The organism is Actinocorallia sp. API 0066 (assembly GCF_020991275.1).
Classification (GTDB): Bacteria; Actinomycetota; Actinomycetes; order Streptosporangiales; family Streptosporangiaceae; genus Actinocorallia.
The window spans coordinates 165000-190293 of sequence record NZ_JAJLQY010000003.1 but is presented as its reverse complement, the minus strand read 5'-3'; the positions used below and the strand labels follow the sequence as shown (position 1 = coordinate 190293).

Sequence of the window (25294 nt, the reverse complement as noted above, 5' to 3'; positions counted from 1 at the left end):
TGGGCGCTTCCCGACGAAGTCGGGAGTTGTCAAGCGCCTGCCCTCGGGCCGATCGAACACGGCCCGTCAGAGGAAGAAGTAGTACTGCATGTTTTGACCGTAACAACGTTGCCGCTGTGCCCTCAACCCGTTTATGGGCTTGTCGGGTCGAAGGGGTTGGGGTGGGTTTCCAGGAGGGTGAGGAGGTGGTGGAGGGCGGCGTCGGCGGGGGTGGGGTCGGGGTTGAGGAGGAGGTCGAGTTCCAGGCCGGTGACGGTGGCGACGATGAGGTTGGCGAGGGCGTCGGAGCCGGTGCGGGCGCGGAGGATGTCGGCGGCGAGGGTGCGCCAGCCGGTGACGGCCTGGTCCTGGAAGCCGGGGTAGCGGTCGGGGTGGCGGGCGGACAGGACGAGCAGCTCCAGCCACAGCTGGAGGTAGGGGCGGGTGCTGGGGGAGCGGACGGCCTGCCAGTAGTGGCGCAGCAGGTCCGGGAGCGGGGTCGCGGGGTCCGCGGCGAGTTCGGCGATCTCCGCCTGCAGGTGCCGTTCGACCTCGCCCACGATGGCCGCCAGCAGCCGGTCCTTGGAGCCGAAGTGGTACGTCAGCGTGTAGGTGCTGCACCCCAGCGCCTTGGCCAGCTCGGCGAGCGAGAGGGTCTCCACGCCGCGTTCGGCGACGATCCGGGTGGCGGCCGTGAGGATCTCGGCGCGGCGGCCCGGCTGGGGCGGGCGGCCGACGGAGCGGCGTGTTTCCTGCGACGTCATGACAAGCCCCGAGCATAGCCGCCCGACACCCGGCTTGAATTTCCATGACGAGTATTATCATAATAGACATCATGGAAACTCGGAAGAAGGCAGGGAGCCCCGCCACGGCGCCGGGGCTGTGGCAGAGCGGCCTGGAAGCACGTCAGGCCCGCGCGCCCCTGGAGCATGACAAGAGCGCCGACGTCGCCATCGTCGGCGCGGGGTTCACCGGCCTGTGGACGGCGTACTACCTGCGCGTCCTGGCGCCGGAACTCTCGGTTGTCGTCCTGGAGGCCGAGACAGTGGGCTTCGGCGCGTCCGGCCGGAACGGCGGCTGGTGCTTCGGCGAGCTCCCAGGCGGCCCTGCCCCCTGGGCGCGCCGCTACGGACGGGAGGCCGCTGCCACGTTGCAGCGCGCGGTGGACGACACCGTCGCCGAGGTAGGGCGCGTCGTCGCCCACGAGGGCATCGACTGCGGGTACAAGCACGGCGGCGCCAGGTTCGTCGCCGTCAACAAGCCGCAGGCAGACCGGCTGGCGGCGACGGTGAGCGCGCGGCACGCGCTCGGCTTCGGGCCGACCGACCTGCGCCTCCTGGACGCCGCCGAGACGCGCGAGCACCTGGCCGTCCCCGGCGTTGTGGCCTCCTCGTTCACCCCGCACTGCGCGGCCCTGGACCCGGCCCGGCTGGCCCGTGGGCTCGCCGCAGCCGTGGAGGCGCGCGGAGGCGTGATCCACGAGGGCAGCCCGGTGGTCGAGGTGCTGCCGTCCCTGGTGCGCACCGACCGGGCGACGGTCCGCGCGAAGACCGTCGTCCTGGCCACCGAGGCGTTCACCGGCAGCATCCCCGGCGCCCGCCTGGCGGGCCCGCCGCCCGCCCCGATCTACTCGTACATGATCGCCACGGAGCCGCTCGCCGAGGAGTTCTGGCGCTCGGTCGGCTGGGCGGACCGCGCGACGCTCGCGGACCAGCGCCTGCACTTCACCTACCTCCAACGCACCGCAGACGACAGGATCGCTCTGGGCGGCCGTGGCGTCGGCGTCCCCTGGTCGCACCCGCACGCCGCGCTGGACGAGTCCGCGCCTGTTCACCGTCGCCTTGTCGCCACACTCCACGAGCTGTTCCCCGGCGCGGCGGACGCCGCCGTCACCCACCGTTGGGGCGGCCCCCTCGCCATGCCGCGCGACTTCCGCCCGTCCGTCGCGTACGACGCGGCCCACGGCGTCGCCCGAGCCGGCGGCTACGGCGGCAACGGCGTCTCCCTCGCCAACCTCGCCGGGCGCACCGCCGCCCGCCTCGTCGCGGATCTGGACGGCCCGGAGACCCGCCTGTGCTGGACGAACCACCGCTCCCCGCGCTGGGAGCCTCAGCCTCTCCGCTACCTGGGAACCTCGGCGGGCGACGTCCTCGCCCACGGCGTGGACCGCTTCGAGTCCCGCACCGGCCGCACCGTCCCGGTCGTCGGCCCCCTCATCGCCCGCCTCCTCCACTGATCCACTCGAAGCCGGGCCTACGCGCCACGCCCGGGACGCGTTCCTTCAGATGCCGCCCAATGGCCGATGGGCCCGTCCCGGGAGGAGCCTCCAGACAGGGCCGCCGCGCCCTTGCGTTCCTCCGTCCGGGCCGCTGGCGGGCTTTACGCGGATCTCATCACGGGCCGCCAAGCTGGAAGGATCGGAGCGCCGGACCCGGAGGAGCACACGTGCACGAGCATGACCACGATCGCGGTCTCACGTTCGACGTCTCGACGCTGCTGAACCGCAGGGCCGCGCTCGGCCTCCTGGGCGGCGCGGCCCTGGCGGGACTCGTCGGCTGCGCCGACCAGGACGGCCACGCCAGCACCTCGACGAAGACCGCCGAGCGGGCCCAGGGCGCCGCGGGAGCCCGGATCCCCGACGAGTCCGCAGGCCCCTACCCGGGCGACGGCTCCAACGGCCCGAACGTGCTGACGCGGTCCGGCATCGTGCGCAGCGACATCCGTTCCAGCTTCGGCGGCCCCACCGGCAGGGCCGAAGGCATCCCGCTCACCTTCTCCTTCACCGTGACGAGGGAAGGCACGCCGCTCGCGGGAGCCGCCGTCTACGCGTGGCAGTGCGACCGCGAAGGCCGCTACTCCCTCTATTCGGAAGGCGTCACCGAAGAGAACTACCTACGGGGCGTCCAGGAGACCGACTCCTCCGGCACCGTCACCTTCACCAGCGTCTTCCCCGCCGCCTATCCGGGCCGCTGGCCGCACGTCCACTTTGAGGTCTACGCCTCCCTGAGGATCGCCACCACCACCTCCACCCCCTTGAAGACCACCCAGATGGCCTTCCCCGAAGACGTCTGCAACGAGGCGTACAAGCAGCCCGGCTACACCGCGAGCGCCACCACCATGCGCTCCCTCAACCTGGATACCGACATCATCTTCCGGGACGGCCACTCCCTCCAACTGGCCACCGTCACCGGAACCCCCGCGACCGGCTACACCTCGACCCTCGCCGTCCCCATCTGACCGAACGGCAAGCACCCCCTCACTCCACAGCAAGCAAAACCCGCCCCACACGTCACGGAGTTCGCGCCGTGCACGGGGTACATGGGGACTGGCGCACCGCGCCCCGCCGAGCACCGGCACGCTCAGCGGGCCACCACGCGGAGCGCCCTGCGGTGGGAGATGTCGGGCCGCCGTGCCGATGGCGGCCCCGATCGGGGGTTCTACGATGGCGTTCATGGGCGATCCGGTGGGCGAGGGGGCGGCGGCGGGAAAGGCGTTGGAGGTGGTTTTCCGGGCGGCGGGCCCGTATCTGGAGGGGTTGGCGGAGCGGAAGGTCCACGAGTCGGCCGACGACGGGGTGCTCGGCGACCTGGGCGGGCCGCTGCCCGAGCGCGGCGTAGGGGGCGAGCGGAGTATCGAGCAGTTGGTCGAGGTAGGCGTGAGGGCGGCCACCCATTCGTCGGGGCCCCGGTTCTTCCATCTGGTCGTGGGCGGGGCGACACCGGCCGCGATGGCGGGCGACTGGGCGACGTCGCTGCTGGACCAGGTGAGCGGGCTCTGGCTGGCGTCGCCGCTGGCGGCGCGGGTGGAGACGGTCGCGCTGGGGTGGTTGAAGGAGCTGTTCGGGATCCCGCCGGAGTTCGGCGGGGTGCTCACGCCGAGCGCGACGTTCGCGCACGTCACCGGGCTGGCCTGCGCGCGGGCGTGGTGGGCGGAGCGGCACGGCGTGGACGTGACGGCGCACGGGCTGTCCGGCCTGCCGCCGCTGCCCGTGTTCAGCAGCGGGCTCGTGCACCCGAGCACCCGCCGCGCCCTGCAGGTCCTCGGGCACGGAAGGGACACCCTGCGCACTTTCGCCCGGGACGACACCGGCACGGTCGATCTCGAAGCCCTGGAAGCGGCACTGCGCGCCCTGGACGGCGCCCCGGCGATCGTCGTCGGCAACGTCGGCGAGGTCACCACCGGCGCCGCCGACCCGCTGCCGGAGCTGGCCGACCTCGCCGCCCGCCACGGCGCCTGGCTGCACGTGGACGCCGCCTTCGGCGCGTTCGCCGCCCTCTCCCCGCGCACCTCCCACCTCACGGACGGCATGGAGCGCGCCGATTCGATCACCGCCGACGGCCACAAATGGCTGAACGTCCCCTATGAGAGTGGTTTCTCCTTCATCCGCGACCCCGCATGGCAGCACCGCGCCTTCGGTGACTGGGGCGTCCCCTACCTACCGGGCGCCGGAGAGGAGCAGATCAACTACAACACCCTGGGCCCGGAATCCTCCCGCAGGGCACGCGCCCTGCCTATCTGGGCCACCCTCAAGGCTTATGGCCGCGAGGGCTACCAGCAGATGGTCGAACGCCACCTGGACGTCGCCGCCCATCTGGGCGCCCTCATCGACCAGGCCCCCGACCTGGAGCTCCTCGCCCCCGTCCGCCTCTGCGTCGTCTGCTTCCGCTACCGCCCGCCCGGCGTCCCCGAAGAACGCCTGGACGAGCTCAACACCCGCCTAGGCGAAGCCCTCCTGGCCGACGGCCGCGTCTACGCGGGAACCTCGATGTATCGCGGCAGAAAGGTGCTCCGCGCGGCGATCGTCAACTGGCGCACCACCACCGGCGACGTGGAACTCCTCCTCCGGGTCCTCCACGACCTGGGCCCCGCCCTCGCCGCCGACCTCCGCTAGCCGCACCGCCGCCCACCTCGCCGGACGCCGGAGGTTAGGCTGAGGTATGGGGTCTGACCTGCGGGGGAGCGCGGTGGGGCTGGTGGTCCATCCGGTCCGGCCGGTGGACAGCTCGGTGGCGACGATCCTCGCGTTCGCCCGGCGGCAGGCCGTCCGGGTCCTCGTCCGGGAGGGCGACAGGCAGCGCGTGACGGGCGGTGTCGAGTTCGTCGCCGACCACGAGTTCGTCGCCCGGGTGGACGCCGTCGTCGCGCTCGGCGGTGACGGCACGATGCTGGGCGCGATGCGGCTGATGGTCGATCGTCCCGTGCCCGTCCTCGGTGTCAACCACGGCACCCTGGGGTTCCTCGTGGAGGTCGCGCCCGCACGCCTGGCCGAGGCCCTGCTACGGCTGACGTCCGGCGATTTCACCATCGAGCAGCACGGCTGCCTGGAGGTGACGGCAGGGCAGGGCCCGCTGGAGACGCGGTTCGGGTTCAACGACGTGGTGCTGGGCAGGGCGGGCCGCGCCGGGACGGTCTCGGTCGATCTCGCCGTCAACGACCTCGGGTACGGCTACTACCGGGGCGACGCCGTCGTCGTCGCGACCCCGACCGGCTCGACCGCCTACAACTACGCGGCGGGCGGCCCCGTCCTGTCGCCCTCCTCCGACGCGGTCGTCGTCACCCCCGTCGCGCCGATGTCCGGAATCAGCCGTTCGGTGGTCCTGGGCGCGCAGGACCAGGTCCGTTTCTCCGTGGCGCAGGACAGCACGCCCGTCACCGTCGAGATCGACGGCACCGCGGCGGGCGTCCTGGACCCCGGCGACGTCCTCAGCGCGTCCCTGCGCGGCGAGGCCGCCCAGGTCGTCCGCCTCTCCACGGACGAGCACGCGAGCCGCAGCCGCGTCAAACTCAGCCTTCTCGACCTCCCGCTCCGCCCCGACCAGCTCCTCGAACTCATCCCGCCCGACCTCCGCCGCCTCACCTAGCCGCCTCCGGGCCCAGCGAACGCCGTCCTGTGGCTGAAGTGAAGGGTGGGGCGGAATTATTGGCATTTGGTCGTTGACAGGGTAGATCTTGATGAATTACCGGGTGGGTGGCTTCTCAGCGGGGTGCCGACGTGTGAACGTCGCGGTATCCCAGGACGAGGAGCTGTGTCGTGATCACGAAGTTGCTGGTCGCCAACCGCGGGGAGATCGCCGTGCGCGCGTGCCGGGCGGCGTATGAGCTGGGCGTGGCGAGCGTCGCCGTCTACGCGCAGGAAGACCGGTTCTCGCTGCACCGGCAGAAGGCGGACGAGGCGTACCCGATCGGTGAACCCGGGCATCCGGTGCGCGCGTATCTGAACGTCGAGGAGATCGTCGCGACGGCGCTGCGGGTCGGCGCGGACGCGGTGTATCCCGGGTACGGGTTCCTCTCGGAGAGCCCGGAGCTGGCGGAGGCGTGCGCGGAGGCCGGGCTTGTGTTCGTCGGGCCGCCCGCGCGGGTGCTGCGGCTGGCGGGCAACAAGATCGAGGCGGTCGCGGCGGCGCGGCGGGCCGGGCTGCCGGTGCTGCGTTCGGTGACGCCCGAGCCCGGCCGCGAGCTGGAGGCGGCCGACGAGGTGGGCCTGCCCCTGTTCGTCAAGGCGGCGGCCGGGGGCGGCGGGCGCGGCCTGCGCCGGGTGGACCGCCGCGAGGACCTGCCCGACGCCGTGGACGCCGCGCGCCGCGAGGCCGAGAGCGCGTTCGGCGACCCGACGGTCTTCCTGGAACAGGCGGTGGACCGGCCGCGGCACATCGAGGTCCAGGTCCTGGCTGACGGCGCGGGCCACACCGTGCACCTGCGCGAGCGCGACTGCTCGGTGCAGCGCCGCCACCAGAAGGTCGTGGAGATCGCCCCCGCGCCCGGACTCGACCCGCTCGTCGCCCGCCGCCTCTGCGCGGACGCCGTCGCGTTCGCCCGTGAGGTCGGGTACGTCAACGCGGGAACCGTCGAGTTCCTCGTCGACGAACAGGGCAAGCACGTCTTCATCGAGATGAACCCGCGCATCCAGGTCGAGCACACGGTGACCGAGGAGGTCACCGGCGTCGACCTCGTGCAGGCGCAGCTGCGGATCGCGGGCGGCGCGACCCTCGACGACCTCGGCATCACCCAGGACGAGGTGACGGTGTCCGGGTTCGCGGTGCAGTGCCGGATCACCACGGAGGACCCGGCGCGCGACTTCCGCCCCGACACCGGGAGGATCTCCGCGTACCGCTCACCCGGCGGCGCGGGCGTCCGGCTCGACACGGGCACCGCCTACGCGGGCGCGGAGGTCTCCCCGCACTTCGACTCGCTGCTGGTGAAGCTCACCACGCGCGGCCGGACCTTCGAGGACGCCGTCCGCCGCGCCGCCCGTGCCGTCGCGGAGTTCCGCATTCGGGGCGTCGCCAGCAACATCCCCTTCTTGCTGGCACTGCTGGACGAACCGGACTTCCGGGCCGGAGGTGTCACCACCGCCTATATCGCCGAGCATCCCGAGCTGCTCACCGCCCGGTCCAGCGGCGACCGGGCCACCCGGCTCGTGCGGTACCTCGCGGACGTCACCGTCAACAAGCCCTACGGCGACGCGCCCACGGATCTCGACCCGGCCGTCAAGCTCCCGCCGCTGGCTCGCGGGCCGTTCCCCGAGGGGTCACGCGACCGGCTGCTCGCGCTCGGACCGCGCGCCTTCGCCGCTCAGCTGCGGGAACAGCGGGCCCTCGCCGTCACCGACACGACGTTCCGCGACGCCCACCAGTCGCTCCTGGCCACCCGTGTAAGGACCGCCGACCTGCTGCGCGCCGCACCGCACGTCGCGCGGACGCTACCGGAGCTGTTGTCTATCGAGGCTTGGGGAGGGGCCACCTACGACGTCGCGTTGCGGTTCCTGGGTGAGTCGCCCTGGGAGCGGCTGGCGGCCCTGCGCGAGGCGGCCCCCAACACGTGCCTGCAGATGCTGCTGCGCGGCCGCAACACCGTCGGGTACACGCCCTACCCGGACGCCGTGGCCAAGGCGTTCGTAGGCGAGGCCGCCAAGACCGGCGTGGACATCTTCCGTATCTTCGACGCGCTCAACGACGTGTCCCGGATGCGCCCCGCTATCGACGCCGTCCTACACACGCACGCGATCGCCGAAGGCACCCTCTGCTACACGGGCGACCTTTCGTCGCCGGGCGAGCGGCTGTACACGCTGGACTACTACCTGCGGCTCGCGGAGGAACTCGTCGAGGCGGGCGTGCACGTGCTGTGCGTGAAGGACATGGCGGGGCTGCTGCGCGCGCCCGCCGCCCGCACCCTCGTCGGCGCGCTGCGCGAGCGGTTCGACCTGCCCGTCCACCTGCACACCCACGACACCGCGGGCGGCCAGCTCGCGACCTACCTCGCCGCGATCGAGGCGGGTGTGGACGCGGTGGACGGCGCGTCGTCGCCGCTGTCGGGGACGACGAGCCAGCCGCCGCTCCAGGCGGTCGTCGCGCACACCGACCACACCGAGCGCGCCACCGGGCTCGACCTCGACGCCGTCACCGCGCTTGAGCCGTACTGGGAGGCGGTGCGACGGCTCTACGCGCCGTTCGAGATGGGCCTCCCCGCGCCGACGGGACGTGTCTACAGGCACGAGATCCCGGGCGGGCAGCTCTCCAACCTGCGACAGCAGGCCGTCGCGCTCGGCCTCGGCGACCGGTTCGAGGAGATCGAGCGGCTTTATGAGGCTTCCGACCGGATCCTCGGACGGCTCGTGAAGGTGACGCCGTCGAGCAAGGTCGTCGGTGACCTCGCGCTGCACCTCGTCGCCGCCGACGCGGACCCCGCGCGGTTCGCCGCCGACCCCGCCGCGTTCGACCTGCCCGACAGCGTCATCGGGTTCCTCTCCGGCGAGCTGGGCGACCCGCCCGGCGGCTGGCCCGAGCCGTTCCGATCGGCGGCCCTGCGCGGACGCGCTTACACGCCGCCTAAGGCCACCCTGTCGAAGGAGGAGGAGAAGGGGCTGGCCGGGCCCGACGTCCGCACGACGCTGGACCGCCTCCTGTTCCCCGGCCCGGCCAAGGACTACGCCGAATCCCGCGCTTCGTACGGCGACCTGTCGGTCCTGCCCACGGGCGCGTTCCTCTACGGCCTGCGCCCGGCCCAGGAGGTCGCCTTCGACCTGGAACCCGGCGTCCGTGTCCTTACGTCCATCGAGGCCATCGGCCCCATCGACGAGGCGGGCTGCCGCCAGGTCATCTGCACCGTCAACGGCCAGGCCCGCACCGTCACCGTTCGCGACCGCTCGGTGGCGCCCGACACCCCGCGCGCCGAACGCGCCGACCCGGCCGACCCGCGCCAGGTGGCCGCCCCCTTCTCCGGCTCCGTGACGACCAAGGTCGCCCCCGGCACGACGGTCGCGGCGGGCGACACCGTGGCCGTCATCGAGGCCATGAAGATGGAAGCCGCCATCACCACGCCCGTAGCAGGCGTAGTAACCCGAGTGGTAGTCCCCGGCCCCACGCAGGTGGAAGCCGGAGACCTCCTCATCGTCCTCGAATAGCGGCCCGGCCCCGGTGCCTCCCCTTCGATCCGAACGGGAGGCACCGGCACCTGTCGCGTCAGGCGATCCAGAAGCAGCGCGCTCGCCATACCGGCGGACGGGTGGGTCTTGGTCGTCAGAGCGCCTTGCCGGGGTTGAGCAGGTTCTGGGGGTCGAAGACGGCTTTCAGGCGGTGGTGGAGCGACTGGGACGCGGGCCCCAGTTCGCGGGTCAGCCAGCGGCGTTTGAGGGTGCCGATGCCGTGTTCGCCGGTGACGGTGCCACCGAGGTCGAGGGCCAGGGCGAAGATCTGCTCCGCGGTCTCCCAGACGGCTTTCTCGGCGTTGTGGTCGGCCCCGTCAGGGGTGACGATGATGGGGTGGAGGTTGCCGTCGGCGGCGTGGGCGATGGTGCAGACGTGGACGCCGGTGGCGGCGGCGATGCGGGCGATGGACGAGGCAGCCTCGCCCAGGCGGGTGCGCGGCACGGCGATGTCCTCGATGAAGGGACGGCCGAGGCGTTCGATCGCGGGAAGGGCGAGGCGGCGGGCCGCAAGGAGGGCTTCGGCTTCCTGGGCGTCGCCCGCCCGGTCCGTCGTGCGGGCCAGGGGAGCGAGGATGCTCTCGATGCGGTCGGCTTCCAAGGAGGCGGCGGGGCCGTCCGTCTGGACGAGCAGCAGGGCGCCGTCCCCGCTTCCGAGCGCCGGGTCGAGCCGGGAGACGGCGGCGAGCGTCGCCTCGTCCAGCAGCTCCGCGAGGGACGGCCGGATCCGGGCCGCCGTCAGGGCCGCCGAAGCCCGTGCGGCGGACGTGAAGTCGGCGAACCGAGCCGCGATCGTCGCCGTCTCGTCGGGGATGGGCCGCAGCCGCAGCGTCGCGCCCACCACAACGCCGAGCGTGCCCTCGGAGCCGACGAGCAGCCCCGTCAGGTCGTAGCCCGCGACGCCCTTGACGGTGCGCCGCCCCGTCCGCAGGAGCGTCCCGTCGGCCAGCACGACGTCGAGCCCGAGCACGGACTCCCGCGTGACGCCGTACTTCGCGCAGCGCAGCCCGCCCGCGTTCGTCGCGATGTTCCCGCCGATGGTGGAGATCGCCGCGCTCGCCGGGTCCGGCGCGTACCGCAGGCCGTACGCGGCGGCGGCTTTGTCCAGGTCCGCGGTGATGACGCCGGGCTCGACGACGGCGAGCTCGTCGTCCGGCGCCAGCTCCAGGATCCGGTTCATCCGGCTGACGTCCAGCACGATCGAGCCGTCCGTCCCGGCCGCGCCGCCCGCCAGCCCCGTCCCGGCGCCGCGCGGCACCACCGGCGTCCCCGTGCGCGACGCCTCCCGCAGCACCGCGCTGACGTCCTCGACGGACTCGGCGAGCGCCACCGCGGCGGGCCTGCCCTCCGGCACCCAGCCGGAGCGGTCGAACCGGTACGGCTCGACGTCGGCGCCGGTCAGCCAGCGGTCGGCGGGCAGGACGCCGCTCACGCGCGCGGACCGGTGGCGGCGGGCCGCGCCGGGTCGGCCGACCAGGCCGACCACGAGCCGGGGTACAGCGCCGCGTCCACGCCCGCGACCCGCAGCGCCGCGACGTCCAGCGCCGCCGTGACACCCGAGCCGCAGTAGACGCCCACGGCGGCCCCGCGCACCGCGCCCAGCGCGCCGTACCTGGCCCGCAGCACCTCCGGCGGCGCGAACCTGCCGTCCTTGCCCAGGTTCGCGGTGGCCGGGGCGTTCCGCGCGCCCGGAATGTGCCCGGGACGCGGATCGACGGGCTCGGTCTCGCCCCGGTACCGCTCGGGGGCGCGCGCGTCGAGCAGGACCCCGTCGTGCGCCAGCGCGGCTGCCTCGTCGGCGCTGAGGACGGGCAGGTGCCCGCCGCTCAGGACAACGTCGCCGGGCTCGGGCGCGGCTTCGCCCGTCTCCAGCGGGAGGCCCGCCGCCGTCCACGTGCTGAGCGAGCCGTCCAGGATGCGGACGTCCGCGACGCCCGCCCAGCGCAGCAGCCACCACGCGCGGGCCGCCGCCAGACCGCCGCTGTTGTCATAGACCACCACCGGACCGCCCTGCGTGATCCCCCATCCACGGGCTGCCTTCTCCAACGCCGCTACGTCGGGCAGCGGATGACGTCCCCCTTCGGGCGTCGCGGGCCCGGACAGGTCGTGCTCCAGGTCGGCGAACACCGCGCCGGGGAGGTGGCCCGCGCGGTAGTGCTCCCTGCCGTGCGGGTCGCCGAGCGCCCAGCGGACGTCCAGGACGACGGGCTTGTCCGGCCCGTCCAGGGCGACCTTGAGCCCTGCGACGTCGATGAGTACGTCCTGTTCGGACGGTTCGGACGGTTCGGCCAGCACGGGCAGGTCGGCCAGCAGATCGGCTTCGGTGAGTGATCCGGGGGTGCCGCCCTCCGCGCGCAGCCGGTGGATCCGGTGCAGGACCGCCTCGTTCGCCGGGGCGCGCAGCCCGAGCAGCCGCGCGGCGAGGACGATCTCACCGTTCAGAAAGTCCGTTTCGAGGGAGCCCGCGCGGGTGAGGCTCTGCCACGTCGAGTTCCCGCCGGGCTCGGTGCCGGGCACGTCGGCGGCGGTGAACCCGGCGAGGTCCACCGTGCTGTCGGCCACCAGGTCGGCGGCGTCCTGCCCGGCCGCCGCCAGGATCTCGCGCGCCTCGGCGGTGAGCACCGCGGCGGCCCTGTCGCGCAGCGGGCCGTCCGGGTAGAGGGCCTTGAGCACAAACGTGACGCTGAGCAGCAGTTTCCCGGCCTTCCACCGGGCGATGTCCGGGACGGTCTGCACCCCGAACCCGGCCTCACGCAGATCCGCGGCCACCTCCTCAACTCCGGGGTGTTCCCCGCCGGGCACCCGCCCGAGCCAGACCAGCCCGACCTGGGGCGTTCCCGCCGAAAGTACCTCGCCCGTCCTCAGGTAGGTCGCGGGGATGGCCAGCACCGCCCCGAACACCGTGCGGAACCGCCGCGATGCCACCCGCTCGGCGTCCAGCCCGTTCTGCGGCGTCACCACCGGCACGTGCTCCGCCGCCGACCCCGTCCCCCCGTCCGCCAACCGCACCGGCCGCCACGCCCACTCCGCGACGACGGCCTCAACGTCCTGCGTCTTCGTCGCCAACACCAACACGTCCCCCTCGACCAACTCCACCTCGTCAACCCCGCCCACCGAGGCGACCTCCACCACCCACCTCTCCTCGGGCCGCACATAAACGAACCGCCCCTCCCGCAACGCCGCAAGCTGCGCCCCCCTCCCCACAACCACCACATCCCGCCCGGCCCGCACCAACTCCGCCGCCAGACTCACCCCGACCGCCCCCGCCCCCACAATCACAAACCGCCCCATCCCAACCCCTCCTCCGACCTATTCCTGCAATATCGACCAAAATAGTAGACTACTTCCCTGACGCCCACCACCCCATCCGCTCCTACATGGCCGAGCAGGAGAAGAAAGACCATGGATTCCAGCTCGACCCGGCTTCAAAGACCCCCATCTTCGGCGGCCGCCAGTTCGCTGATGAGGTCGCCCGCCGGGGCACGACGCTTGTCTTCGATCAACACGTGCCGATAGGCGCCGGAACGCCAGGAGGGGCGCGCTGTCACCACGGCAGGATAGGCCGGGACCCTGGCGGAGACGACGGGCGTTGAACGCTCAACGCCGCGGTTCCGCGGCCGTCAGGGCTCGAAGTCCTCGTGGAGGTTGGGGGTGAGGTCGCGGGTTCTCGGCTTGGAGAAGATGTGGAGGGACTCGGCGGTTTCGGTGGGGTCGCCGTCCAGGTGGTCGGCGGTGCTCCACTCGTCGGCCTGCAGCGCGGACGGGTCGTGGTGCCGCAGCGTCCGCATGAGCGTCGCGCCCGTTCCCAGGAACCCGAGCAGCGACGGCGACGAATTCGACGAATGCTGATCGCTCATGCCAAACCCTCTCCAGCGCGCCACACCGACGTTGCCGACCGAACTCCCGGCCCCCTAGACGCCGGACTCTAGCCTGCCCCGCCAATCTCCCACAAGCAAACCCCACCCCCACCCCAAATCACCGCCCCGGCCACCCGACACCACCCCCGGCACTGCAAAGCTACTCGCCCAACGCGGCGACGAACCCGACGCCATCCTCAACCAACCCGCGCGGTCGGTCGGTCACGGCTGGTATGGGGGGCTCAGGATGATCGGGGTGTTCGCCAGGGTGAGGGGCGGGTCGGGGAAGCGTGGGCCGGGTGTGTAGTAGCGGGAGCGGGTGCGGCCGACGGAGGTGAGGACGCCCGCGGCGACGAGTTCGCGGAGGTCGCGTTGTGCCTGCTGGGTGGTGAGCGCCTCGGCGTTCTCGTAACGGAGACGCCTGACGCGTCCGGCCATCGCGACCTCGTGGAGGGCGGAGACGACACGCTCGTCGAACGGTTCGGACGCGACGAAGTCGGCGAGGGCCGTCCAGACCCTGGCGGAGCGGGCGAGGCGGGCCTGGACGGTCTGGGCCTGCTGGTGGTAGGCGGTCAGGTTGAAGCGAACCCAACTGTGGACGTCCTGGTCGGGGAGATAGGTGGCGCCGCGGGCCCCGAGTTCCTTGTAGTACTCCCAGGTGTTGCCCGGACGGCCGAGCCACGCCTCGATGGAGGAGAACTCAGGGGCGAGGACCCCTTCCCGGGCGATCATCAGAGTCTGGAGGGAGCGGGAAATCCGTCCGTTCCCGTCGGCCCACGGGTGAATCGACACAAGATGCAGGTGCGCCATGGCGGCCCGTACCAGGGGGTGTACCTCTTCGTCGGAGTTCAGCCAGGCGACGAGTTCCGACATCAGGGCCGGGACTTCCGACTCGTCCGGTGCGGTGTAGGCGGCGATACCCGGATCGCGTGCGTCCGTGACATACACAGGGCCCCTACGCCACTGACCCGCGGGCTTACGCGCTGTGTGGCGGTGTCCTTGGAGCATCCAGTGAAGCCCGTTCAGCAGTCCCTTGCTGTAGGAGAAGTCCGCCACGTCGTGGAGCGTCTGGATGTAGGTCGTCATGCGCTGGTAGGCCAGCGTCTCCGCGCGGTCCTCGTCGGAGACCTCGACGTCGTGCTCTCCTTCCATAAGATCGGCGACATCCACGGTGGACACGCGGAAGCCTTCGATTGAGTTGGAGGCGGCCACCGCGTCCGCCGTGAGGAACTTCCGCAGGCCATCCGTCCACTTCGCGGGAGTGCGCACCTGACAGCGCAACTCGTGGCGCATCTGCTCGACCTCTTCGAGGACCTTCTGATCCGCGGAGTCGAGGGAGGGAGTGGGAAACAGCATAGAAGAATAATGCATTGACGCAATCACTACGTCAGGACGCCCGCCATCAGCCAGGCGAGGTCGCGCGGGGCGCGGTTGGCGCTGGGTACCAGCCCGCGCCTTATCGCCGTGCTTGAGGACCACTGCTTTTTGCTCGTGCCGTGAGTCGTCGGGGTTGCATCCGGTACTTGGGTACCGGCTTACCGTCGTCTTCGCGGGCTGCCGTCGGGGTGGTTCGTGAAGAGATGAGGAGCCTGTCATGCCCGGATCCGAGCTGCCGATCGTGTGCACGCTGTCGCCGAACGCCATGTACGAGCGGCTGACGGACTTTGAGACCCTGTACGCCGAGGCGCTTACTGGTGTGGTCCGTGGGCCGCTGAGCCTTCGCCTGACGTTCGAGGCTGACGGGGCTCGGGAGGTGGCGATTCGGGCGCTGTTCGCTGCGGAGCAGCGGTGCTGTGCCTTTCTGGGCTTTGGCTTCGACCGCACCGAAGCCGGGTTCGTTGTCGAGATCAGCGCACCGGAGGCCGCCGGGGCGACCCTCGACGGGATGCAGAGTTTGGCCGAACGTGCTATCCGGGTGCGGTAGCCAACCTTGAGGGGGCTAGGTGCGGGGGGCGTACATGATGAGGGCGACGCCGATGAGGCAGATGAGTGCGCCTGCGACGTCCCACCGGTCGGGTCGGAAACCGTCGACGACCATGCCCCAGGCCAGTGAACCGGCGACGAAGACACCGCCGTAGGCCGCGAGGATCCGGCCGAAGTTCGCGTCCGGCTGCAACGTCGCGACGAACCCGTACAGACCGAGCGCGATCACCCCGGCGCCCGCCCAGATCCACCCCCGGTGCTCACGCACCCCCTGCCAGACCAGCCATGCCCCGCCGATCTCGAACAGCGCTGCGGCAACGAACAGGACGATCGACCGCACAACAGTCACGATGGTTCTTCCTTGATCAAGGGGGCGGAAGGCAGAAGCCACCGCGGAACGCCCGCTGCCGGTGGCCCTGCGACGAGGGTAGACCTTCGCGTCGACTCGAAGGTCAAGCGGCGGGTGTGACGTGGGCGTCCGCGCGCGGTGCGACGCCGGGCGGGCGGGGTCAGGGGGTGAGGACGGCCAGGTGCCGGGTCGCTCGGGTCATGGCCACGTAGTGGTCCACCGCGCCGGTGACGTCGGTGCCGAAGGAACCGGGATCGACCAGGACGACCAGGTCGAACTCCAGGCCCTTGGCCAGTTCGGGGGTCAGGGACTGGACGCGGGGCCGGGGCTGGAAGGTGGGGTCGCCGATGACGCAGGCGGTGCCTTCCGGGTGGGAGGCTAGCCAGGAGGTGAGGATGGTGTCACGGTCGGTTATGCGGCCGCGCCGCACGGGAATGCCGGTGCTGCGGATGGACGTGGGGACATTGGCGTCCGGGAGAACGGCCCGGATGACGGGTTCCGCGGCCGTCATGATCTCTTCCGGTGTGCGGTAGTTGATGGTGAGTGAGGTGAGCGTGATGTCGGGGAGTCCGATGCGTTCGAGGCGGTCGCGCCACGATTCGGTGAAGCCGTGCCGGGCCTGGGCGCGGTCGCCGACGATGGTGAAGCTCCGGGTGGGGCAGCGCAGCAGGAGCATCTGCCATTCGGCGTCGGTGAGTTCCTGGGCCTCGTCGACGACGATGTGCGCGAACGGCCCGGCGAGCAGGTCCGGGTCGGTGTTAGGCAGCACCGTCTCGTCGACCAGGCTGACCTGGGCGTCCTGGCCGCGCAGCATCGTCACGAGGCCCTCGCCTTCTTCGGCCGGGTCGACGTGTCGGACGGCTTCGATGAGGGTGTCCACGACCTGCGTCATGTACGCGCGCTGGGCTGCGAGCGCCGCCTCCTGCTTACGCCTGCGCCGTGACGCCTCGGGGTCGCCGAGCCGATGCCGGGCGGCGTCCAGGAGCGGCAGGTCCGACACCGTCCAGGCGTGCGGTTCCGCGCGCTGGAGCCGGCGGACGTCGTCGGGGCCGAGTCGGGGCGCGCACATCCGCAGGTAGGCGGGCACCGACCACAGGTCGCCGACGAGGTCGGCCGGGTCGAGCAGCGGCCAGGCCCGGTTCAGCGCCATGAGCAGGCCCCGGTGCTGGAGCAGCGACCTGCGCAGCGGCTCGGCCGGGGCGTCACCGGTGTCCTTGTCCATGAGGATGGTGACGAGCTCGTCGAGGATCCGGTCGCGCGCCTCGTTGTGCGGGGTGCCGGGGTCGGGCGCGTTGAACGCCTCGGTCCAGTCGTCGGCGGTGAGCCGGAGGTCGCCCCAGTGGGTCTCGACGGTCAGGCCCTTGGCGGGCGGGTTCTCGTAGAACCTGACGGCGGTCTCGATCGCCTTCACCAGATCCGCCGAGGACTTGAGGCGGGCCACCTCAGGGTCGGCCTCAACGGCCGCCGCGGCCCCCTCGGGGACGAGGTCGCGCAGGGTGCACGTCTGCACGCCCTCCTCACCGAGGCTGGGCAGGACGTCGGCCACGTACGCGAGATACGGCTGGTGCGGGCCGACGAACAGCACGCCGCCCTTGCGCTGCCCAAGGCGCGGATCGGAGTAGAGGAGGTAGGCGGAACGATGCAGAGCGACAACGGTCTTGCCCGTCCCCGGGCCGCCGTCCACCACGAGCGCGCCCTTGGACCCGGCCCGGATGATCGCGTCCTGATCGGCCTGGATGGTGCCGAGCACGTCACGCATCCTGGACGACCGGTGGCCGCCCAGGCCGGCGATGAACGCGGACTGGTCGTCCAGCGCCGCGTGCCCCTCCAACCCGTCGGGCGTAAAAACCTCGTCCCAGTAGTCGCTGATCCGTCCGCGCGTCCACCGGTACCGGCGGCGGCTCGCCAGGCCCATCGGCTGGGCGTGCGTCGCGCCGAAGAACGGCTCGGCGGCGGGGGAGCGCCAGTCCAGCAGCAGCCGCCGCCCCGCCTTGTCCGTGAGCCCGAGCCGTCCGACGAACACGGGCTCGGATCCGTCGGCCCCGACCATGCGCCCGAGGCACAGGTCGAGCCCGAACCGCCGCAGCGTCCGCAACCGCGCCGCCAGCCGGTGGATCTCCAGATCCCGGTCCAGCGCCGCCTGGCCCAGCCCGCCGGGCTCCCGCCGCGCCGCGTCGAGCCGTTCGGACAGTTCGGCGATCGCCCCGTCAAGGCTCTCCGCGAGCACCGCGAAGTAGCGCTCGTCCGCCCCGATCAACTCCGGATCGGCCTTGCCCGCCACCTGCTCGGAAAGCGCAAAAACACTGCCCGCCATGATTCCCCCGTCGTCCCGAATCCGCCCAGGCCGACGATTGTGGGGCATCCCCCACCCCTTGCCGCAAGCCCCCCACTCCGCTATACGTTAGAGGTGGAGAGAAGTGGCTGAGCCCCTTTCCGCCCCCGCCCCTGGAGGCCGAACCCCCGCCGACGATGGGGAGCCCGGATCCCCGGTGACGGCCCCCGCCGCCACCAAGGTCCGAGCCCCGGCGCACGGCCCGTCAGCAGGACCAGACCCGCCAGACCCAGGCGTACTGGTCGTAGCCCATGCAGGTCCTGGCCCGGTTCCCGAGACGGTGCTGTTCGCCCTTGTTCGACCACATCCACGGCGTGATCGTGTTCGGGTAGTGCTGGAGGCGGTACATGTTGCCGGTCGGGAAGGTGGTGCGCGGGCCGACGGCGCACTCGTAGGTGACGTACTGGTAGACGTTGCCGTAGGTCTGCTTGAACTGGATCCGGCGCGGCAGGTTCCCGATGTCGCTCGTGGTGGTGAACCAGGGCGAGACGCGCTCGGTGAGGTAGTCGCCGACGTCGTACCAGCCGGGGTTGCAGGTCTCCGGCGCCGGCGCGGCGGCCGCGGCGGACGGCGCCGCCAGGACGCCGAGGGCGAGCACGGACGCGGCGAACGAGGCGGCCGACCGCCGGTTGTGGACATTGCGCATAACGCGGGCCTCCGGTGCACTGATCTCGTGTCAGATCGGACACGACCATCCTCGTGAGCACCGGCCGCGGCCTCCTTGTGGAATGGTGCTCGATCCCCGGGAGGCACGATGCTCAGAACCCGGCGGCTCGCCGAGACCGGCGGCATCGTCCTCGCTGACATCGCCTACGCCCCACCGCACGGCGGCTGGTCGGAGGCGGCGCCGGAGCCCTCGGACGCGCTGTGCCTCGTCAGGTCCGGCTGGTTCGCGCGGAGGGCGCTCGGCCGCGAGGAGTTCGTGGACGCGACGGGCGGCTATGTCGCGCGCGCGGGCGTCGAGGAGCGCATCGCGGGAGAGGCGGCGGGCCTCACCTGGATCCGCCTCTCCCCGGACGCCTACGACACGCACGCCTCCCGGGCCTGCCGCGCGCGCGACTGGCTGCTCAGGACGGACGCCGTCTTCGACCTCCAGCACCGCCGTCTCCTGGCGGCGGTCCGGCGCGGCGCGGACGCGACCGAGACCGCCGAGCGGATCTTCCTGCTGCTCGCCGCCCTGCCGCACGGCGACGGCGTCCGGGGCCCAAGGCCGCGCCCGGCGACGTGGGCCGCGCACCGTGCCCTCGTCGCCGACGCCCAGGAGGCGCTCCACCACCGTCCGGGCCTCGGTCTCCCCGCCCTGGCCGCCGCCGTCGGCGCGTCCCCACACCACCTCAGCCGCGTCTTCCGCCGGGTGACGGGCCGGACGATCACCGTCTACCGCAACGAACTCCGCGTCCGCCGGATGCTCGACGCCCTCGCCGACGGCCACCGCGACCTGGCCGCCCTCGCCGCCGACCTGGGCTTCGCCGACCACGCCGAAATGACCCGAACCACCCGACAACACCTGGGCCAACCCCCCTCCCACCTCCGCACGGCCCTGGCCCTTGAATGATCCTCCTTGGAGCCACACCAGGGTCGGCGCGCGGGAGGGCGGCGCCCGCCGCGGGGCCGCCCGAAGACGCGACCCCGCGCGGCGCAGGTCAGAGGTCGTCCGGCTGGCGCCATGCGCGACGGAACCAACGCGGATTCGCCTGCCTTTGACGCGCTGTGCCCGGGGCGCGGCTCTCGGTGGCCGCCCGCCGGACCCGCGACGGCCGGTGGTCCCGCGCCCTCCCCGCGCCCGCCGCGTGGCCGGACCGGACGCTTGGCGTCTGCGGCTTGCGGCGACGCATCGGGGGGCGGGGCTGACTACGATGGACCATTCGCTTGGGCGGGGTGAGGGGAGCGCGCGTGACGGAAGGGCGGCGGGGGCAGGGGGAGCTTGAGGCGGCGGTGCTCGGCGCGCTGTGTGCCGCGCCCGGCCCGGTGAGTGCCGCGTGGGTGCGGGAGCGGCTCGGCGGTCCGGCCGCGCTCACCACGGTGATCACGATTCTGACGCGGTTGCTGGCCAAGGGGGCGGTGACGCGGGAGAAGTCGGGGCGGCTCTTCCTGTGGACGCCGACCGCCGACGAGGCCGACCTCGCCGCCCTGCGCATGCGCCGGATCCTCGACCGGGAGGCCGACCGGAACGCCGTCCTGGCCCGCTTCGTCAACGGCCTCACCGAGGGCGACGAGGAGACCCTCCGCACCCTCCTGGAACGCACCGCCAACCCGGACCGCCCCGCCTGACGGGGGAGGTGGGGGAGGGGCGCGGCCGTGGGTTCGGGCGCGCCCCTCGGGTGGCTTACTTGGCCGGGGCCAGGGCGGCCAGGGCCTGGGCCCAGTGGACGTACTTCAGGTTGGCCAGGTCGGCGACCGTGGTGACGTTGAAGGCCTCCTTGAGGAGTTCGCCGTCACGGTCGGAGACGCCCTTCAGCGCGGAGACGGGGGCGGCGAGGATCTCCGGCAGGCTCTTGTCCGACCACGCCTTGTCCAGCACCTTCGTCAGGTCGATCGAAGCCATGTACGCCCTTTCCGATGGGTTTTGACTCGATGGCGACGCGCGTCGGTAAGTATTCTACACGTCTGTAGAATAAGGGCGGGGTGAGCGGGAGAACTCAGCGTCCGGTGAGGTCCAGGGCGTGGTCGAGCGCGTGGTCGAGCTGGAGCGCCGTCAACGCGAGCGCCCCCGACACCAGCCCGGTGCCCACCAGGACCACCGGCCCCGCGATCGGGTTCCGGCAGGGCGCCCCGCCCAGCAGCGCCTCGACCCGCCGCACCACCCCGGCGTCCGCGAACGCGCCGAGCGGTCCCGGGTCCCGGCGCGGCTGGAGCAGCGCCACCCTGGCGATCGTCCGGGCGACGAGCGCGCGGTCGCCGACGGCCTCGGCGGCGTCCTCGTCGGCCCAGCGCTCCAGCGCGAAGCGCAGCCTGTCGTGCAGCGGCCGCAGCGGCGGCAGCAGCTCGGCGGCCAGCGCCCCGACCGCGAGGTAGCGGTGATGCCGGTGCCGCAGGTGCGACGCCTCGTGCCAGCGGACGACGTCGAGTTCGGCAGGGCTGAGCGCGGCCACGAGCCCGCGCGAGACGAGCACCCCGCCCCGGCGCCCCGGCACCGCGAGCGCGACGGGGACGTCGGTCGGCAGCGGCCGCGCCAGCCGTTGGGCCGCGCGCACCTCGGCGACCCAGTGCGCGCCGAGCCGCACCACCACAAAGAGGCATCCGAGAAGCAGCAGCAGCGCCCCCAAGCCGAGCAGCGCGGACACGGGCTCCTCGTCGCCGAACAGCGCCCACTCGGGCAGCCGGTCGGCGGCGTGCGGCCAGCGCGTCGCCGCGTGGTTGACGGCGACGAACAGGAGTGTGCCGACCGTCGCGAGCGTCGCGGTGCCCGCGACGGTGCACAGCACCCGGCCCGCCCACGAGGGGTGCAGGGGGAGCGGCGCGCGCCCGAGCGCGACGCCGAGGACGAGCGCGAGGCCCGTGGGCAAGAGCGTCAGCCAGGTCACGGGACCCGTGCACCCCCATCGCGGCCGCGGACAACTACTACAAGGGTAGTAGTTGTTGCCGGGCGCCGGGTAGCGGATGGCGGGTTACGCGGAAGACGGCGCCGGAATCAAGGGCGAGTCCCGCACCCCTCAGGACGGTGTTCTGAGCCGGAGGAGGCGGCGCACGTTGCTGAGGAGGTGTTGGCGGAGCGCCGCGTCGTCGAGGTGGGCGAGGTGGTGCCCGGTGGCGGCGGACATGAGCGCCCCGCTCGCCATGACGACGGCGACGTGTGTCTCGGGCGTGGGGTCGGGCCCGGACAGCAGCCGGAAGACGCGCTGCTCCAGCGCCTGGAGTTCGAGGCCCTCCTGGAGCAGCCCGATGAGGCTCCGGTCGGACTGGAGCAGCGCCGTCAGCTCGCGGTGCTCGATGACGAGGTCGACGATGCCCGCCAGCACGATCTCGGCGCGGGCGGAGCGGCCGCGTCGGCGCTCGGCCAGTTCGGTGACTTCGGCGAGCCGCGCGAGGGCGGGCGCGACGACGGCCCGGACGATGTCGTCCTTCGTCTGGAACTGGTGGTAGATCGCCGCCTTCGTCACGCCGAGCTCGTCGGCGATCATCTGGAGCGAGGCGGCGGCGACCCCGTGCCGGGCGAACACGGCGAGTGCCGCGCCGATCACGCGGGCGCGCGCTTCTCCGGGACGGCTTCGCTGGCTCATTCAGGCCACGATAGCAATCGTCGCAGGTAGCCGATCGGCTAGGTGGGAACTAGCCAATCGGCTAGCTCCAGGCCCTTGAAAAACCCGTAATGGATCACTTATGTTACTCGCCGGAAACTTAACGTCGAGGAGCATGAGTTGAGCTTGATGGCGCGACACGCGGTGCGGCGACGCACCCGGAAACAGGTGCTCCCGATCACCGGCACCCTCATCGCGACGGCGCTTCTCGCCGTCGCCTCCACCGCCCCGGCGCAGGCCGCCCCCGACCAGCGGGTGACGTCGCGCGGCGTCGTGATCCCCGCGTTCTACACACCGCCGAAGAAGCTCCCGAAGAAGAACGGGACGCTGATCAGGACCGAGCGGCTGCCCCTGGCCGTCACCCTGTCCGGCGTTGACGGGCCGCTGCCGGGCCGCGCGACCCGGCTCATGTACAAGTCGACGGACGCCAACGGAAAGCCGGTCGCCGTCACCGGCGCCTACCTGGAGCCCACCAAGGCGTGGCGGGGCAAGGGGCCGCGCCCGCTCGTCGCGCTGGGCGCGGGCACGATGGGGCAGGGCGACCAGTGCGCGCCCTCGTTCGCGCTGGAGAAACCCATCCTCGTCGAGGGCGAGACCATGTCCGTCGGGTACGAGGACGTCGCCGTCTACCGGCTGCTCAGCCAGGGCGTCGCGGTCGTCGTGACGGACTATGTCGGCCTCGGCGCCACCGACCGGCTGCACACCTACGCCGAGCGGTTCGACCAGGCGCACGCGCTGCTCGACGCCGTCAGGGCGGCGTTCCGGCTGCCGCGCACCTCGCTCACGGCCAAGTCGCCCGTCGGCCTTTACGGGTACAGCCAGGGCGGCGGCGCCAGCGCGGCCGCGGCCGAGCTGAAGGCCCGCTACGCGCCCGAGATCCGCCTCGCCGGGACGTACGCGGGCGCGCCCCCGGCCGACCTCGCGAAGGTCATCAGGGGCATCGACGGCAGCGCGTTGGCGGGCGCGCTCGGCTGGTCCATCAACGGGCTCGTGCAGAACAACCCTGAACTGCGCCGCTTCGTGAACGAACACGTCAACGCCAAGGGCAAGGCCGCCCTGAAGGACCTGTCCACGATGTGCGTGGGCGATGCCATCTTCGGCTACGCCTTCGCCAGGAGCGGCCAGTGGACGAAGGACGGCAGGTCGCTGTCCGCGATCATCGCGGCGACGCCCGCCGTCCGGAAGGTCCTGGCCCGTGAGCGGCTCGGCTCGCTGAGGCCGTCCGGGCCCGTCCGGGTCGCGACCGGCGTCCTCGACGACATCGTCCCGCACGGCCAGGCCCGCCGCCTCGCCGCCGACTGGTGCGCCAGGGGCGCGAAGGTCACCTACCAGCCCGTCAACCTCCCGAACCTCGGCGACAAACTCCTCACCAACCACTTCGCCCCGCTCCTCACCGACCAGTCGGCCGCCATCTCCTGGCTGACGGACCGCCTCCACGGCAAGCCCGCCCGCTCGAACTGCGCGGCCGTGCCGAAGCGCCCCTGACCGCGCGTTCTCGACCCGCCGTGCGGGCCGGGGCACCGATGCCCCGGCCCGCACCCCCTCCGCGTGAGCCTTCGACCCTGAGGAGTGCCATGTCCACCGTCACCCGTCGTTCGCTGCTGGCCGGGGCCGCCGCGCTGCCGGTGCTCGCGCAGACGCCCGCCGCCGCGCGCAAGCCCGTGCCGGTGACGCGCGAGGAGCACCGGCTCGTCATCATCGGCTCCGGGTTCGGCGGCGGTGTCGCCGCGCTCCGGTTCGCCCAGGCCGGGGTGCCGTCGCTGGTGCTGGAGCGGGGCGTCTGGTGGCGGACCGGCCCGAACGCCACAACGTTCCCGAGCCCGGCGAACCTCGACAAACGCGCCTTCTGGATGGGCCTCGTCCCGCCCACCCTCTTCGGCGTCCCGGTCAGGCCGCACGACCCGTACACCGGCCTGCTGGAGATGGTGCCGGGCGACGGCATGAACGTCGTGTGCGCCGCGGGCGTCGGCGGCGGCTCGCTGGTCTACCAGGGCATGACGCTCCAGCCGACGCGCGAGCTGTTCGAGACGACGATGCCCGAGGGGCTCGACTACCAGCGGATGGTTTCCGAGTACTATCCGAGGGTGGCGCGCATGCTGCGGCTGCGGACCGCCCCGGACGACGTCATCGCCAGCCGCACCTACCTGCCGTCGCGGATCTTCAAGCGCAACGCCGAACGCGCGGGCTACGCCGTCGCGAAGATCCCGATGCCGATCGACTGGAACTTCGCGCGGCGGGAGCTGGCCGGGGAGATGCGGCCCTCGTACACGAACGGGGACTGCGCGCTCGGCGTGAACAACGGCGGCAAGCACTCCGTGGACGTCACCTACCTCGCGGACGCCCTCGCGACGGGCCTCGTCACCGTCGCGCCCCGGCACAACGTCACCCGCGTGGCGCTGGCCCGGGACGGGCGTTGGACCGTCCACGTCGACCGGATCGCCACCGACGGGACGGTCCTGGCGAAGAAGATCCTGACCACGCGCGGGCTCGTCATGGCCGCCGGGACGGTCAACACCACACGGCTGCTGATGCGGGCCGCGGCGCGCGGCGACATCCCCGACCTCCCTGACGGCCTCGGGACGAACTGGGGCACGAACGGCGACCGCATCTATGTCTGGACGAACTTCGCGGAGGACTTCGGCGCCCCGCAGGGCGGACCCGTCGTCTACGGAAGCAAGGACTGGGCGGACCCCGCGACCGCCAACACGGTCATCCAGGCGTCGCTCCCACCGCTGCCCGTCAATCCGCGTTCCACGATGCTCGTGGGCTACGGCGTCAGCGAGGCCCGTGGCAGGTTCGTCTACGACGCCGCCAAGGACGACGCCGTCCTCCACTGGCCCAAGCCCGGCGACTCCGTGCTCTTCGCGCACCTCCAGCGCAGGGCCGAGAAGATCGCCGGGCGCTCGTCCCTGCTCCTGGACACCAACGCCGTCGTCCCCTCCACCTGGCACCCCCTGGGCGGCGCGTCCATGGGCACCGTCTGCGACCTCGCGGGCCGCGTCCTGGGGCACCGGGGCCTCTACGTCCTGGACGGCGCCCTGGCCCCCGGCACCACCGCCGCGTGCAACCCGTCCATGACCATCGCCGCCCTCGCCGAACAGGCCACCACCCGGCTCGTCGCGAGCGACGTCGGCACGATCTTCTGACCACCGCACCGGGCGAGGGGGAGGGCTTTGTCGGTGCCAAAGGGGGAGT

22 protein-coding genes are annotated in these 25294 nt (G+C 72.3%); 10 read left to right on the top strand and 12 right to left on the bottom strand.

Annotated features, from left to right (window positions below):
* Positions 1–131 precede the first annotated feature (131 nt).
* Positions 132–743 (bottom strand): TetR/AcrR family transcriptional regulator, encoded by a 612-nt coding sequence (locus tag LO762_RS08685; RefSeq protein WP_230613850.1) that lies wholly within the window; start codon positions 741–743, stop codon positions 132–134.
* Between the two features lie 71 nt (positions 744–814).
* On the opposite strand from LO762_RS08685, the gene LO762_RS08680 reads away from it, so the two are divergent.
* The 5 genes from LO762_RS08680 to LO762_RS08660 all read left to right on the top strand — a co-directional run bounded on the left by LO762_RS08680 (position 815) and on the right by LO762_RS08660 (position 9379).
* Entirely contained in the window at positions 815–2215 is a 1401-nt protein-coding gene (locus LO762_RS08680; protein WP_230613849.1) for an FAD-binding oxidoreductase, read from the top strand.
* 209 nt (positions 2216–2424) lie between these two features.
* On the top strand, positions 2425–3216 hold the full coding sequence (locus tag LO762_RS08675) for a hypothetical protein (RefSeq protein WP_230613848.1): 792 nt from the start codon (positions 2425–2427) through the stop codon (positions 3214–3216).
* Between the two features lie 214 nt (positions 3217–3430).
* A complete protein-coding gene (locus LO762_RS08670) occupies positions 3431–4870 on the top strand; it encodes an aminotransferase class I/II-fold pyridoxal phosphate-dependent enzyme (RefSeq protein WP_230613847.1) in 1440 nt (479 codons plus the stop codon).
* A 73-nt stretch (positions 4871–4943) separates the two neighbouring features.
* Complete coding sequence (locus tag LO762_RS08665) at positions 4944–5840, top strand: NAD(+)/NADH kinase (RefSeq protein ID WP_230613846.1); 897 nt, start codon at positions 4944–4946, stop codon at positions 5838–5840.
* A gap of 170 nt (positions 5841–6010) precedes the next feature.
* Positions 6011–9379: a pyruvate carboxylase gene (locus LO762_RS08660; protein ID WP_230613845.1), complete on the top strand. Its 3369-nt coding sequence runs from the start codon at positions 6011–6013 to the stop codon at positions 9377–9379.
* Between the two features lie 115 nt (positions 9380–9494).
* Here LO762_RS08660 and LO762_RS08655 read toward each other — a convergent pair whose 3' ends face one another.
* The 5 genes from LO762_RS08655 to LO762_RS08630 all read right to left on the bottom strand — a co-directional run bounded on the left by LO762_RS08655 (position 9495) and on the right by LO762_RS08630 (position 14613).
* Positions 9495–10832 carry an FAD-binding oxidoreductase gene (locus tag LO762_RS08655; protein ID WP_230613843.1) on the bottom strand — a complete coding sequence of 446 codons (1338 nt, stop codon included), beginning with the start codon at positions 10830–10832 and terminating at the stop codon, positions 9495–9497.
* Positions 10829–12691 carry a rhodanese-like domain-containing protein gene (locus LO762_RS33405; protein WP_308103589.1) on the bottom strand — a complete coding sequence of 621 codons (1863 nt, stop codon included), beginning with the start codon at positions 12689–12691 and terminating at the stop codon, positions 10829–10831. The genes LO762_RS08655 and LO762_RS33405 overlap by 4 nt, the downstream gene beginning before the upstream one ends.
* A gap of 134 nt (positions 12692–12825) precedes the next feature.
* Complete coding sequence (locus LO762_RS08640) at positions 12826–12948, bottom strand: cytochrome P450 (RefSeq protein WP_230613841.1); 123 nt, start codon at positions 12946–12948, stop codon at positions 12826–12828.
* Between the two features lie 72 nt (positions 12949–13020).
* Positions 13021–13257, bottom strand: a complete 237-nt coding sequence (locus tag LO762_RS08635; protein ID WP_230613840.1) for a hypothetical protein — start codon at positions 13255–13257, stop codon at positions 13021–13023.
* Between the two features lie 222 nt (positions 13258–13479).
* Positions 13480–14613, bottom strand: a complete 1134-nt coding sequence (locus LO762_RS08630) for a Fic family protein (protein ID WP_230613838.1) — start codon at positions 14611–14613, stop codon at positions 13480–13482.
* A gap of 238 nt (positions 14614–14851) precedes the next feature.
* Here LO762_RS08630 and LO762_RS08625 point away from each other — a divergent pair, with 238 nt between their 5' ends.
* Positions 14852–15181, top strand: a complete 330-nt coding sequence (locus tag LO762_RS08625) for a hypothetical protein (protein WP_230613837.1) — start codon at positions 14852–14854, stop codon at positions 15179–15181.
* A gap of 15 nt (positions 15182–15196) precedes the next feature.
* Here LO762_RS08625 and LO762_RS08620 read toward each other — a convergent pair whose 3' ends face one another.
* From LO762_RS08620 to LO762_RS08610, 3 genes are all read right to left on the bottom strand, one after another.
* A complete protein-coding gene (locus tag LO762_RS08620) occupies positions 15197–15529 on the bottom strand; it encodes a YnfA family protein (protein ID WP_230613836.1) in 333 nt (110 codons plus the stop codon).
* Positions 15530–15689: 160 nt separating this feature from the next.
* Entirely contained in the window at positions 15690–17843 is a 2154-nt protein-coding gene (helR, locus tag LO762_RS08615; RefSeq protein WP_230613835.1) for an RNA polymerase recycling motor ATPase HelR, read from the bottom strand.
* A gap of 223 nt (positions 17844–18066) precedes the next feature.
* Positions 18067–18507, bottom strand: a complete 441-nt coding sequence (locus LO762_RS08610) for a hypothetical protein (RefSeq protein ID WP_230613834.1) — start codon at positions 18505–18507, stop codon at positions 18067–18069.
* A 108-nt stretch (positions 18508–18615) separates the two neighbouring features.
* Between LO762_RS08610 and LO762_RS08605 the strand changes: the two genes are divergently transcribed.
* Complete coding sequence (locus LO762_RS08605) at positions 18616–19416, top strand: AraC family transcriptional regulator (protein WP_230613833.1); 801 nt, start codon at positions 18616–18618, stop codon at positions 19414–19416.
* Positions 19417–19754: 338 nt separating this feature from the next.
* A complete protein-coding gene (locus tag LO762_RS08600) occupies positions 19755–20132 on the top strand; it encodes a BlaI/MecI/CopY family transcriptional regulator (RefSeq protein WP_230613832.1) in 378 nt (125 codons plus the stop codon).
* A 55-nt stretch (positions 20133–20187) separates the two neighbouring features.
* On the opposite strand, the gene LO762_RS08595 is transcribed toward LO762_RS08600, so the two are convergent.
* The 3 genes from LO762_RS08595 to LO762_RS08585 form a co-directional block, all read right to left on the bottom strand.
* On the bottom strand, positions 20188–20406 hold the full coding sequence (locus LO762_RS08595) for a hypothetical protein (protein WP_230613831.1): 219 nt from the start codon (positions 20404–20406) through the stop codon (positions 20188–20190).
* Between the two features lie 94 nt (positions 20407–20500).
* Positions 20501–21385, bottom strand: coding sequence for a M56 family metallopeptidase (locus LO762_RS08590; protein WP_230613829.1), 885 nt, complete (start codon positions 21383–21385; stop codon positions 20501–20503).
* 129 nt (positions 21386–21514) lie between these two features.
* On the bottom strand, positions 21515–22081 hold the full coding sequence (locus LO762_RS08585) for a TetR/AcrR family transcriptional regulator (protein ID WP_230613827.1): 567 nt from the start codon (positions 22079–22081) through the stop codon (positions 21515–21517).
* A 147-nt stretch (positions 22082–22228) separates the two neighbouring features.
* Here LO762_RS08585 and LO762_RS08580 point away from each other — a divergent pair, with 147 nt between their 5' ends.
* Positions 22229–23584, top strand: coding sequence for a lipase family protein (locus tag LO762_RS08580; protein ID WP_230614468.1), 1356 nt, complete (start codon positions 22229–22231; stop codon positions 23582–23584).
* 89 nt (positions 23585–23673) lie between these two features.
* The gene (locus LO762_RS08575) at positions 23674–25245 is read left to right on the top strand and encodes a GMC oxidoreductase (RefSeq protein ID WP_230613826.1); all 1572 of its coding nucleotides are present in this window, start codon (positions 23674–23676) and stop codon (positions 25243–25245) included.
* The last annotated feature ends 49 nt before the right edge of the window (positions 25246–25294 follow it).

Excerpts from the sequence above, each read along its gene's own strand:
- LO762_RS08610 (WP_230613834.1), bottom strand. The coding sequence starts at position 18,507 with ATGCGCAATGTCCACAACCGGCGGTCGGCCGCCTCGTTCGCCGCGTCC.
- LO762_RS08680 (WP_230613849.1), top strand. The coding sequence starts at position 815 with ATGGAAACTCGGAAGAAGGCAGGGAGCCCCGCCACGGCGCCGGGGCTG.
- LO762_RS33405 (WP_308103589.1), bottom strand. The coding sequence starts at position 12,691 with ATGGGGCGGTTTGTGATTGTGGGGGCGGGGGCGGTCGGGGTGAGTCTG.
- LO762_RS08625 (WP_230613837.1), top strand. The coding sequence starts at position 14,852 with ATGCCCGGATCCGAGCTGCCGATCGTGTGCACGCTGTCGCCGAACGCC.
- LO762_RS08575 (WP_230613826.1), top strand. The coding sequence starts at position 23,674 with ATGTCCACCGTCACCCGTCGTTCGCTGCTGGCCGGGGCCGCCGCGCTG.
- LO762_RS08630 (WP_230613838.1), bottom strand. The coding sequence starts at position 14,613 with ATGCTGTTTCCCACTCCCTCCCTCGACTCCGCGGATCAGAAGGTCCTC.
- LO762_RS08635 (WP_230613840.1), bottom strand. The coding sequence starts at position 13,257 with ATGAGCGATCAGCATTCGTCGAATTCGTCGCCGTCGCTGCTCGGGTTC.
- LO762_RS08685 (WP_230613850.1), bottom strand. The coding sequence starts at position 743 with ATGACGTCGCAGGAAACACGCCGCTCCGTCGGCCGCCCGCCCCAGCCG.
- helR (WP_230613835.1), bottom strand. The coding sequence starts at position 17,843 with ATGGCGGGCAGTGTTTTTGCGCTTTCCGAGCAGGTGGCGGGCAAGGCC.
- LO762_RS08605 (WP_230613833.1), top strand. The coding sequence starts at position 18,616 with ATGCTCAGAACCCGGCGGCTCGCCGAGACCGGCGGCATCGTCCTCGCT.
- LO762_RS08670 (WP_230613847.1), top strand. The coding sequence starts at position 3,431 with ATGGGCGATCCGGTGGGCGAGGGGGCGGCGGCGGGAAAGGCGTTGGAG.
- LO762_RS08585 (WP_230613827.1), bottom strand. The coding sequence starts at position 22,081 with ATGAGCCAGCGAAGCCGTCCCGGAGAAGCGCGCGCCCGCGTGATCGGC.
- LO762_RS08580 (WP_230614468.1), top strand. The coding sequence starts at position 22,229 with ATGGCGCGACACGCGGTGCGGCGACGCACCCGGAAACAGGTGCTCCCG.
- LO762_RS08595 (WP_230613831.1), bottom strand. The coding sequence starts at position 20,406 with ATGGCTTCGATCGACCTGACGAAGGTGCTGGACAAGGCGTGGTCGGAC.